Raw genomic sequence first — 11581 nt, forward strand, 5'->3', positions numbered from 1 at the left:
ACCCGGGCATAGCAGCGCCGTCTGGCGTTGGCGCATTCCTGCATGGCTCCGCTTACGCAAGATATTCCCTCCGATTGCATCCCTCCGGCAGCCGCGCCAGCTGCACGTTGCCGCCGCGCAGTAGGCGCAGACGGGACAGCATCGGCCATGGCCCTGGCGGCACCGCCGACGCACGCCGCCCTGGATTCCAGGCCCTGGCCCGGAAGAAAATCTTGCCGCATGAAATGTAAGAGAAATTCATGCCTTACCAACTGGTAATGATCTGGTTCTACAGTTGACGTATGACAATTACAGATAAGACTTCTTCCCGTTCGGCCGTTGTTACCGGAGCTTCCAGCGGAATCGGCCAGGCAACAGTCCGTGCGTTGCGCGCACAAGGATGGACCGTCTTCGCAGTAGCCCGCCGGGCCGACCGCTTGGAAAAGCTCGCCGCTGAATGCGGTGCGATCGCGGTGCCAGCAGATGTCAGCGTGCAGGCAGATGTCGACGCACTGGTAGAAACGGTCACCGCGCAAGGCGGCGCAGATACGCTGGTCAATTGCGCCGGCGGTGCGCGTGGAACCGAAACCTGGGCCGACGCGGTCGATGAAAACTGGGACTTCATGTGGCAAGCCAATGTCATGGGAACCATGCGCTTGACCCGTGCACTGCTGCCCCAGCTTCGCGAGGCGCGAGGCACCGTCTTGAACGTTACCTCCACCGCCGCACTGGCCAGCTACGAAGGCGGCAGCGGCTACAACGCGGCAAAGGCCGCTGAACGTGCCATGACCCAGGCGCTTCGTCTTGAAGAAGTCGAGAACGGGCTGCGGGTAATCGAGATCCTGCCCGGCCTGGTGCAGACAGAAGAGTTCGCGCTCCGTCGTCTGGGAAGCCAGAGCGCCGCCGACAACGTCTACGCCGGTGTGGAGAATCCCTTGACCGGTGAAGACGTTGCCGAAGTCATCCGCTATGCGGTCAGCGCCCCGGCCCACGTGAATCTGGATGAAATTGTCATCCGCCCGCAGGCGCAGGCCGCCAACCACAAGCTAGTGCGCAGCGCCAACTAGGCGCCCAACAACATCGGTGAGGATCAATTCATGAGTCAAGCGACCCAGCAGAAGATACATGTTGTCGCAACATCCCATGGCACGGACAACGCCAACGGGCAGCAACTAATCCATGATCTGCGTGCCGACCTGGAACGGCGGAGCGAAGAGCGATTCCCGGTGCAGCTTGTCTGGCACGAAGCCTATGTGGATGTCCAAGAGCCCCGGCTTGAAACGGTTATCGCCGGTTTGCCTGAAGGCGAGCCGGCAGTGGTCTTGCCGCTGCTGGTCTCCGACGGCGTTCATACGACGCACGACATTGCGCAGGCGGTCTCCTCGCGCGCGGGAACCTCCGCCGCCCTGCCATTGGGTCCGCTGCCGGAGCTGGCCCAAGTCCTGGCGCAACGCGCCGCAGGGCACCTGGCCAACGACCCGCTCGTTGTCTTGGCGACGGCGGGCACGAGATTGGAAGTCGGCCAAAACCAGGTCAAGAATCTCGCCGAGCAGCTCGCTGTCCTATTGGAGCGCGAAGTGCAGGTGGGCTACTGCGCAGGGGCCCAGCCGCGGATCGCTGACGTCGTGGGAAATGCTGCCGCGCGTCCAGTGCTCGTGCTCAGCTCGCTGCTCGCCGACGGATTCTTCCAGCAGAAGCTGGCTAGCACGGGGGCAGGCGTGGTGACAAGCCCCCTGCTTCCTGACGTAATGATTGCTCAATGTTTCCTTGTGCGACTGCAAAAGGCGCTCGAAGAGGAGCTTTTCATGTCTCCAGATGACGAAGTCCTAACTCGTTAGGCAACGCGTAGCCATGTGACACCGGCAGGTTGCCGACCCCCTGGGGGCAGTTCCTACGCTGGTGGACATGACGCAGACAACCACACCAGTTCGCTCCACAAGAGCGGCAAAACCCAACGGCCAATGGAAAATCGACGGCCCTGCCCCGTTGAATGCCAACGAAGAGATGAAGGCCGCCGACAACGGCCTGAACGTGCGCCAGCGCATCGAGGAAATCTACTCGAAGCAGGGCTTCGATTCCATTGAACCCGAGGATCTGCACGGCCGCTTCCGCTGGTGGGGCCTCTACACCCAGCGTGCCCAGGGGATCCCCGGCGGCAAGACGGCGACGCTGAGCCCAGAAGAACTTGAAGACCGCTACTTCATGCTGCGCGTGCGCATCGACGGCGGCGCCCTGACCACCGAGCAACTGCGCGTCATCGGCCAGATCTCCACCGACTTCGCCCGCGACACCGCCGACCTGACAGATCGCCAGAACGTCCAGCTGCACTGGATCGACGTCGTCGATGTCCCGGAGATCTGGCAGCGGCTGGAAGCCGTCGGCCTGCACACCACCGAGGCCTGCGGCGACGTGCCCCGTGTCATCCTCGGCTCTCCGGTGGCAGGCATCAGCAAGGACGAGATCATCGATCCCAGCCCGGTGATCGCCGAAATTTCCCGCCGCTACATCGGCAAGCCGGAATTCGCGAACCTCCCGCGCAAGTTCAAGACCGCCATCACCGGCCACCCAAGCCAGGATGTCGTCCACGAAATCAACGACATCGCCTTGATCGGCACCGTCCACCCGCAGCTCGGCCCCGGATACGACCTTTGGGTCGGCGGCGGGCTGTCGGCAAACCCCCGCCTTGGCGAACGCCTCGGCGCTTTCGTGACCGAAGAGCAGGCCCCGGATGTCTGGGAGGGCGTAGTTTCCATCTTCCGGGACTACGGATACCGCCGCTTGCGCAACCGCGCACGCCTGAAGTTCCTGCTGGCCGAATGGGGCACGGAAAAAATGCGCCAGGTGCTGCAAGATGAGTACCTGGGCTATGAGCTGCCCGACGGCCCGTTGCCGGAGCAGCCCACCGAAGCAGGAGACCACAGCGGAGTCAACGAGCAGAAGGACGGCAAGTTCTACATCGGGTTGACCGCTCCGGCTGGCCGCGTATCCGGTACCGCGCTGACCGGCCTTGCCGATTTGGCCGAAGCCCATGGATCCACCCGGCTGCGCACCACCCCGCACCAGAAGATCATCGCCCTGGACATCGCCGAAGAGCAGGTGCAGGATTTCGTCGCTTCGGCCCGGGTCCTGGGCCTGGAGGCATTCCCCAGCTTGTTCAAGCGTTCGGCCATTGCCTGCACCGGTATCGAATTCTGCAAGCTGGCCATTGTGGACACCAAAGACACCATGATTGACGCGGTAGCAAAAATCGAGGATCGCCTGGCCGACCACGAGGGCAAGCTGCCTCGCCAACTGTCCCTGCACGTCAACGGCTGCCCGAACTCCTGCGCCCGCATCCAAACCGCGGACCTCGGATTCAAGGGCCAGCTGATTACCAACGACCAGGGAGAACAGGTCTCCGGATTCCAGGTTCACCTCGGTGGCACCCTGGCCGGTTTCGAAAATGGCGAAGCCGCCCTGGGGCGCACGGTGCGCGGGCTCAAGGTCGCGGCTGATGAATTGCCCGAATACGTGGAGCGGGTAGTGAAGAACTACTCGGCCTCGGCTGCCGAAGGGGAATCCTTCGCTGCCTGGGCCCACCGAGCTGAAGAGGATGAGCTGAAATGAGCAAGCCGACCCCAGTACGTACCCGCAGCGAGGCTGAACTGCGGCGCATCGCCAAGCTGGGCGCCGCCGAGCTGGGCTGGGATGCCACAGCGGACCAGGTCGTCGCTTTCGCAGCTGAGCACCTCGACGCCGACGAGGTAGCGGTGGCCTGCTCGATGGCCGATGCCGTGCTGCCGCACCTGGTCTGCGCGCAGCTGCCCAAGGTCGATGTGCTGTTCCTGGAAACCGGATACCACTTTGCCGAAACCCACGGAACCCGCGACGAAGTGGCTCGCACGCTGGACGTGAACATCGTCGACGTGCTGCCTGCCTTGACCGTGGCCGAACAGGATGCGAAGTTCGGCAAGGACCTGTTCTCCCGGGATCCGGCCGCCTGCTGCCAGCTGCGCAAGATGGACCCGCTGGCCAGATCCCTGTCCGGATACAGCGCGTGGTTCACCGGGGTACGCCGTGACGAAGCTGAGACCCGCATCAACACGCCCCTGGTCGCTTTCGACGAGAAGCACGGACTGGTCAAATTCAATCCCGTGGCCCCCTGGAGCTTCGATCAGCTGATCGACTACGCCACCGGGCACCAAGTACCCGTGAACCTGCTGCTGTCCAACGGCTACCCGTCCATCGGATGCCAGCCTTGCACCCGGCCGGTAGCCGAGGGCGAGGACCCGCGGGCTGGCCGCTGGGCCGGGCTGAATAAAACCGAATGCGGAATCCACGTCTAAGGAGCGAATCATGACCATCACCGCTAACGCGCCCGCAGGCACCCAGCGCAGCGTCCTGGACGCCCTGGAAGCCGAATCAATCCACATCATCCGCGAAGTGCTCGCCGAATTCGACAAGCCCGGACTGCTGTTCTCCGGCGGCAAGGACTCCGTAGTCGTCCTGCACCTGCTGGCCAAGGCCGTCTCCCCGGGCCGCGTGCCCATCCCCGTCGTGCACATCGATACCGGCCACAACTTCGCCGAGGTGCTCAACTTCCGCGACGCGGTCGTGGAAAAGTACGGGCTGAACCTCGTCGTCGGCTCCGTGCAGGAGTACATCGACCGCGGAGAGCTGGCCGAGCTGCCCGACGGCACCCGCAACCGCCTGCAGACCCGGGTCCTGCTGGACACCATCGAATCCAACGGCTTCGACGTGGTCTTCGGCGGGGCGCGCCGCGATGAGGACAAGGCCCGCGCCAAGGAGCGCATCCTGTCCCTGCGCGACGAGTTCGGCGTCTGGGATCCGCGCAACCAGCGCCCGGAAATCTGGAGCCTGTACAACGGGCGGCACGAGCCGGATTGGCATGTGCGCGCCTTCCCGATCTCCAACTGGACCGAACGCGATATCTGGGCCTACATCCAGCGAGAGAACATCGAGCTGCCGCCGATCTACTTCGCGCACTGCCGCCAGGTCTTCGAACGCGACGGCATGTGGCGGGCACTGACCAGCGTCAGCCAGCCCAACGCCGATGAGCCGGTCGTCGTCAAGCAGGTGCGCTACCGCACCGTGGGCGACGCCAGCTGCACCGGTGCGGTGCTCTCCGCCGCCGACACCGTGGCGAAGGTGCTCGATGAATTGGCCGTCGCCACCATCACCGAACGCGGAGCCACCCGCGCCGACGACCGTATTTCCGCCGCGGGAATGGAAGACCGCAAGACCGAAGGGTACTTCTAAGATGACCACCACACTATTGCGCATCGCTACCGCCGGTTCGGTCGACGACGGCAAGTCCACTCTCGTGGGCCGCCTGCTCCATGACGCCAAGGCCATCCTCGCCGACTCGCTCGATGACCTGGCCCGTACCAGCGCCGAACGCGGCTTCGGCGGCAGCGCCGGAACCCTGGACCTCGCGCTGGTCACCGACGGGCTGCGCGCCGAACGCGAGCAGGGCATCACCATCGACGTGGCCTACCGCTACTTCTCCACCGACAAGCGGTCCTTCATCTTGGCCGATTGCCCCGGACACGTGCAGTACACCCGCAACACCGTCACCGGCGCGTCGACCGCAGACGCGGCGATCGTGCTGGTTGACGCGAGGCACGGCGTGCTGGAGCAGACCCGGCGCCACCTTGGCGTGCTCGCCTTGCTGCGGGTTCCGCAACTGGTCATCGCCGTGAACAAGATGGACCTGATCGACTGGGACGAAGCGGCCTTCAGCCAGATCGAGGCCGAAGTACTCGCGCTCGCCGGAGAACTCGGCCTGAAGTCAACCACCGTCATCCCGGTCTCCGCGCTTCAGGGAGATAACATCGTCGATCCTTCGGCTTCCGCGCACTGGTATGCCGGCCCGACCTTGCTCGGGCTGCTCGAGGACATCGAGCCACGGCTCGGCGGGGGCACTGCCCGTCTGGATGTCCAGTACGTGATCCGCCCGCAAGGCGCCTTGGCTCCAGGCCTGGACCCGGACGCGTACCGCGACTACCGCGGATATGCCGGAACTCTGGTTGACGGCAGCTTGGCCGTGGGGGAGTCCGTGCAGGTGCTCTCCAACGGCCAGCCGGTGAGTAGCCGGATCAAGGCCATCAGCACCCCTGCTGGTGCCGCGCACCGCGCCCAGGCCGGCGACGCCATCGTTGTCGAGCTGGAGACCGACTTGGATATTGCCCGCGGCGACACCATCGTCGCCGGCGAACTGCCAACCGCGCACCGGGAGTTCCAGGCGAACATCTGCGTATTGGATCCAGTGAAGCTCACTAGCGGCCAACGGCTGTTGATCAAGCACGGTACCAAGGTCGCCGCAGCCAAGCTGTCAACCATCGACTACGTCATCAACGTGGCCGACTATTCGCAGCAGCCCGCCCACTCCTTGGAGCTCAACGACCTGGGCCGGATCACCTTGCGCAGCCAGGCAGCGTTGGCCATCGAGCAGTACGCCACCTCGCGCACTGGCGGAAGCTTCCTGCTGATCGATCCAGCTACGGGGCGCACCCTTGCGGCGGGGATCTTCGAGGAAAATAATGAAGCAGCCTGATGCTGGCCAGCCAGCAGGAAACCAAGGCCGGGTCCGGCTGACGGCTCATGGGCAGAAGACCGGCTTCCGAGGACGCTTCCTCGGGCTGGCGGCGGTCGGAGCATTGAGCGCAGTTGCTGTGGCGACGACGTTTCTTCCGGGACCAAATGAAGTACCAGCGCAGGCGGCACATCACGGACCGGCAGATGAGCTGAAGATTGGCTATTTCGCCAACCTCACCCATGCTCCGGCCTTGATCGCCCAGTCCGAAGGTCTTCTCCAAGATCACCTTGAAGAAGACGGTACCAGTGTCCAAAGCCAGATATTCAACGCGGGACCGGCAGCCGTAGAAGCCTTGAACTCGGGGGCCATCGACGCCGCGTATCTGGGGCCAAACCCAGCGTTGAACAGCTACCTGTCCAGCGATGGCGAGTCTTTGAACGTGGTGTCCGGCGTCGCCTACGGCGGAGCCAGCCTGGTCGTGGACAAGAAGATCACTGAGCCCGAGGAACTGGCCGGCAGCAATCTGGCCAGCCCGCAATTCGGCGGAACCCAGGATGTTGCCTTGCGCAGCTACCTGAAGGGCCTGGGCTTGAAACAGGACGCCACAGTGACCCCGAGCTCCAATGGAACCGTCGCACAGCTTTTCGGCCGCGGTGAAATTGACGGTGCTTGGCTTCCGGAGCCCTACGCTTCATTGCTAGTCGAGAAGAACGGGGGACACCGCTTGGTGAATGAAGCCGAGCTCTGGCCCGACGGCAAGTTCCCGACAACGGTTCTGGTGGTCTCCAAGGAATTCATGGCTAGCCATCCGCAAACCGTGCAGAAGCTGGTCGATGCAAATACCCAAGCCATCGATTGGCTCAATCATGCGGACGGAAAACAGAAGTTGGCGGCTGTGCAGAAAGCTTTGGTCGAAGCCAACGGAAGTTCCTTTGACGAATCAGTGATCGCTGAAGCCTTGAAGCAGGTGTACTTCAGCGAGGACCCCCTGCCTGAAACCTACCAGTCACTCGTGGACCACGCATTAGCCGTAGGAGTGGGGTCTGGCGGTAACGCAGACGGACTCGTGGATACGCGTTTTCTTGAACAGCAGGAGAAGTAATGGGAGTACGGCTGAATGAAGTTTCCCTGAGCTATCCAGGCACTGGCTTGGTCATAGATCGCCTCAGTGCAGAAATTGAAGACGGAGAGTTTATCGCTGTCTTGGGGGCCTCAGGCTGCGGCAAGTCGTCCTTGCTCAACATGATTGCTGGGCTACTGGCGCCAAGCTCCGGCTGGCTTGAAGTACCTGAAGACGGCGCGGCATTCATGTTCCAGGATGCCAACCTCCTGCCGTGGCTGACAGCCAGCGAGAACGTTGACCTGGCGCTCAAGCTCGCGGGGAAGCCAGCTCCGGAACGCCAGCAACGCGTCGAGGAACTGCTCAACCTCGTTCAGCTGGGGCATGCAAGCGGCAAGAAGCCGCATGAACTTTCTGGCGGCATGCGCCAACGCGTAGCTTTGGCCAGGGCTTTGGCTCAGGACCGCCAGGTTCTGTTGATGGATGAGCCATTTGCCGCCCTGGACGCCATCACGCGTGACATGCTCCATGAGCAGTTGCGGGCCTTGTGGAGGCAAACGGGCAAGACCATCATCTTCGTCACCCACAATGTGCGTGAGGCGATTCGCCTCTCCGGCCGCATTCTGGTGCTTTCTTCGCACCCCGGGCGCATCCTGGAGACTCGCCGGATCACCGGCGAACTCCGCAATAACCCGGCCGAGGCCGCCGCATTGGCCGATGAACTAACCACGATTCTCAGAAAGGAGCAGCGGAAACATGAGCTCACTGACAGAATCTCGAACTAGGTTCAAACCCGTGCGCGTTATCAAGCTACGCCCGAACAACCAGCTCGATTCATGGGTTGCCCCCTTGCTCACTGTGGTTGTGCTTCTGAGCCTGTGGCAAATTATTTCCTGGGCAAGCCCACTGCGCGAAGACCTTTTCCCCGGTCCACTGGCTGTCGCGGCTAAGCTTCCGCAACTGCTGGCAGATGGATCATTGGTTGCGGCCGTGGGCAATTCGTTGTTCCGCGCCGTGAGCGGATTTGCGATTGCCGTGATTATTTCCACCCCGCTGGCGTTGCTGCTGGCGCATCAGCCGCTGTTGCGCAAGGGGGTGGGGCCACTGGTGTCGGCCATGCAGGTATTGCCCTCTATTGCGTGGGTTCCCGCAGCCATCATTCTTTTTGGCCTGAGCGATGCGACCATCTACACGGTTCTGCTGCTCGGCGCGATTCCATCCATCATCAATGGCCTGCTCGCCGGGATCGACATGATTCCAGCGCAGTACAAGTCCTTGTCCAAGGTGCTCGGTGCCTCCAAGTGGGAGCATGTGCTGCACATTGAGCTGCCAGCTGCCATGCCAGGGTATGTAGCCGGACTGCGTCAGGGCTGGGCCTTCGCTTGGCGTTCGCTGATGGCTGCCGAATTGATTGCGGTGGGCGGTTCGCTGGCCCTAGGCGTCGGTTCACTGCTGCAACGGGGCCGCGATCTGGCAGACCTGCCGTTGGTCATGCTGGTGATCTTGACCATCCTGCTGGTGGGTGTGCTGATCGAATTGGTATTTTTTGCTCCGATTGAACGCAAGCTGTTGCGCGATCGAGGAATGACCCGAACGGGAGAAAACAATGGCTAAAGGGCATATCACCCTGATTGGCGGTGGGCCGGGGGATCCCGAGCTGATTACCGTCGCCGGCTATAAGGCACTGCTTGCAGCGGAAGTGGTTTTGGCCGACAAGCTGGGACCTACCGCCTTGCTGGCAGAACTTTCCGATGATGTGGTTGTCATCGATGTGGGCAAGTCACCAGGCTGCCACGTCAAAACCCAGGATGAAACCAATGAATTACTGGTCAAGTACGCTTTAGAAGGTAATCGGGTAGTTCGCCTCAAAGGTGGCGACCCGTTTGTACTTGGACGCGGCGGCGAGGAACTGCTCTACGCCGCGAAATACGGGATCCCTACGCGTGTGATTCCCGGAATTACCAGTGCAGTCTCCGTGCCCATGGCCGCTGGCATTCCCGTCACGCACCGGGGAATAGCGGCCGGTTTTACCGTAGTCAGTGGCCACAGCGAACTCGCGGACGTGCCGATCCGCTCCGATCACACCCTTGCGGTGCTGATGGGAGTATCGAATTTGCCACAAATTGTTGAGACATTGCTTACCCGTGGTTTACCGTCAAGTACACCGATTGCGATAGTTGAGCGAGGTTACTCACAGACGCAGCGCACAACTATCGGTACGCTAGAAGGGATAGTAAAGCGCGCCCGCAAGGCCGCAGTGGCGAATCCGGCCGTTATCGTTATTGGTGACGTCGTTCGGCTAGCCCCGGAAGCCTCCGACCAACTGGTAGACCTCCTGCCGCTAGAGAATGCCGATGCCACCGCGCCGGCCTCATTCGTTGACTAAGAAAGAGAAGTTGTTTGATGAGTGAAATTATCGTCCCTGAGCACCTCCATTCCCGGGCGCTGCGTGTTGCCATTGTTGGTGCCGGTCCGGCCGGCATCTACGCCGCTGACCTGCTCAACAAGAGCCAGCCGGTCGCATCGGGCGAACTGAAGCTGCACGTTGATCTCTTTGACGAGCTTCCTACGCCATTCGGTCTGATCCGTTACGGAGTTTCCCCGGATCACCCGCGTATCAAGGGCATCATCAACGCCCTTCACAAGGTGCTGGACAACGACTGGATCGACTTCTACGGCAACGTCGGCTTGGGCCGCGACATCTCGCTGGAAGACCTGCATACCCGTTACGACGCAGTGATCATCTCCACCGGCGCCCAGAAGGACGCTGACCTGAACATCCCAGGTGTCGATCTTGAAGGGTCCTTCGGCGGCGCCGACTTCGTGTCCTGGTATGACGCACACCCAGATGTTGACAAGAATTGGGACCTGTCCGCCAAGGAAGTTGCTGTCATCGGCAACGGCAACGTTGCCCTGGACGTGGCCCGCATCCTTTCCAAGCATGCTGACCAGCTGCTGGAAACCGAAATCCCTGAGCACATCTACGAGCAGCTGAATGACTCGGCCGTCACCGACGTGCATGTCTTCGGCCGCCGTGGCCCGGCCCAGGTGAAGTTCACCCCGCTGGAACTGCGCGAACTCTCGCACTCCAAGGACGTTGACATCGTCCTGTACCCAGAGGACTTCGAGTTCGACAAGGCTTCGGATGAAGCCATGAAGACCAATAACCAGACCAAGACCATGGTCTCCACCCTGACCAACTGGCTGATCGAGCAGGAAGAGCGTGAAGAAGCTCCAAGCGCCTCGCGCCGCCTGCACCTGCACTTCCTGCAGTCGCCAGTCGAGGTATTGGGCGAAGATGGCAAGGTCACCGGCTTGAAGGTGGAGCGCAACGAGCTCGACGGAAATGGCGGCGCACGCGGCACCGGCGAATTCGTCGAGTACCCGCTGCAGGCCATCTACCGTGCCGTCGGCTACTTCGGTTCGGCAGTCGACGACATTGAATACGACGGGGCCAAGGGCGTTTTGCCCAACGTGGAAGGCCGCGTGCTGAACGCGTCCGGCGCTCACGTTCCCGGCCTGTATGCCACTGGCTGGATCAAGCGTGGCCCGATTGGGCTGATTGGCCACACCAAGGGCGACGCACTGGAGACCATTACCCACTTGCTTGAAGACCTCACTAAGCTGGCGCAGCCGGATTCTTCCCAGAAGATCTCGGAACTGCTCGAAAGCCGCGGCGTGAACTTCTCCAACTGGGATGGCTGGAAGAACTTGGACGCGCACGAGAAGGAACTGGGCGCCGCAGCCGGCACCGTTTCGACTCGCTTCGGCGAGATCACTCGCGACCGCGTCAAGGTCGTAGAGCGCGAAGCGATGATGGAATTCTCTTCGGCAAAAAAATTGGTTGAGAGCCTGTAAGTTTCACCCCGGGCTCTAGCACTGAATGGGCGGTGTGCCACCGCCAAATTTGCGAGGGTCACCCCCCCATAGTGGTTTAAGAAGTGCAATGATGTAAAAAATAGATAACTGGGTAATCAGGGGGTTAAAAAGGAAATGGAGGGGCA

The 11581-nt window shown here is 61.8% G+C and carries 11 protein-coding genes; all 11 read left to right on the top strand.

What is annotated here, in order from left to right:
* The first annotated feature begins 281 nt into the window (after positions 1-281).
* The 11 genes from ACIQTS_RS03295 to ACIQTS_RS03345 all read left to right on the top strand — a co-directional run bounded on the left by ACIQTS_RS03295 (position 282) and on the right by ACIQTS_RS03345 (position 11435).
* The gene (locus ACIQTS_RS03295) at positions 282-1046 is read left to right on the top strand and encodes an SDR family oxidoreductase (RefSeq protein ID WP_400288046.1); all 765 of its coding nucleotides are present in this window, start codon (positions 282-284) and stop codon (positions 1044-1046) included.
* 30 nt (positions 1047-1076) lie between these two features.
* Positions 1077-1817, top strand: a complete 741-nt coding sequence (locus tag ACIQTS_RS03300; protein WP_400288044.1) for a sirohydrochlorin chelatase — start codon at positions 1077-1079, stop codon at positions 1815-1817.
* 67 nt (positions 1818-1884) lie between these two features.
* Entirely contained in the window at positions 1885-3585 is a 1701-nt protein-coding gene (locus ACIQTS_RS03305; protein WP_402471192.1) for a nitrite/sulfite reductase, read from the top strand.
* Positions 3582-4304, top strand: coding sequence for a phosphoadenylyl-sulfate reductase (locus ACIQTS_RS03310; RefSeq protein ID WP_105658471.1), 723 nt, complete (start codon positions 3582-3584; stop codon positions 4302-4304). The genes ACIQTS_RS03305 and ACIQTS_RS03310 overlap by 4 nt, the downstream gene beginning before the upstream one ends.
* Positions 4305-4314: 10 nt before the next feature.
* Positions 4315-5238 carry a sulfate adenylyltransferase subunit CysD gene (gene cysD / locus ACIQTS_RS03315; RefSeq protein WP_105658472.1) on the top strand — a complete coding sequence of 308 codons (924 nt, stop codon included), beginning with the start codon at positions 4315-4317 and terminating at the stop codon, positions 5236-5238.
* Between the two features lies 1 nt (position 5239).
* Positions 5240-6535 (top strand): sulfate adenylyltransferase subunit 1, encoded by a 1296-nt coding sequence (locus ACIQTS_RS03320; protein WP_400288041.1) that lies wholly within the window; start codon positions 5240-5242, stop codon positions 6533-6535.
* On the top strand, positions 6522-7619 hold the full coding sequence (locus ACIQTS_RS03325) for an ABC transporter substrate-binding protein (protein ID WP_402471196.1): 1098 nt from the start codon (positions 6522-6524) through the stop codon (positions 7617-7619). Before ACIQTS_RS03320 ends, ACIQTS_RS03325 begins: the two co-directional genes overlap by 14 nt.
* Positions 7619-8362 carry an ABC transporter ATP-binding protein gene (locus tag ACIQTS_RS03330; protein WP_332486856.1) on the top strand — a complete coding sequence of 248 codons (744 nt, stop codon included), beginning with the start codon at positions 7619-7621 and terminating at the stop codon, positions 8360-8362. Before ACIQTS_RS03325 ends, ACIQTS_RS03330 begins: the two co-directional genes overlap by 1 nt.
* Positions 8334-9191, top strand: a complete 858-nt coding sequence (locus ACIQTS_RS03335) for an ABC transporter permease (RefSeq protein WP_105658476.1) — start codon at positions 8334-8336, stop codon at positions 9189-9191. The genes ACIQTS_RS03330 and ACIQTS_RS03335 overlap by 29 nt, the downstream gene beginning before the upstream one ends.
* A complete protein-coding gene (gene cobA, locus ACIQTS_RS03340; protein WP_402471200.1) occupies positions 9184-9963 on the top strand; it encodes a uroporphyrinogen-III C-methyltransferase in 780 nt (259 codons plus the stop codon). The genes ACIQTS_RS03335 and cobA overlap by 8 nt, the downstream gene beginning before the upstream one ends.
* A 17-nt stretch (positions 9964-9980) precedes the next feature.
* Positions 9981-11435, top strand: coding sequence for an FAD-dependent oxidoreductase (locus ACIQTS_RS03345; protein ID WP_332594712.1), 1455 nt, complete (start codon positions 9981-9983; stop codon positions 11433-11435).
* Positions 11436-11581 lie beyond the last annotated feature (146 nt).

The organism is Glutamicibacter sp. NPDC090743 (assembly GCF_044769125.1).
Lineage (GTDB): Bacteria > Actinomycetota > Actinomycetes > Actinomycetales > Micrococcaceae > Glutamicibacter.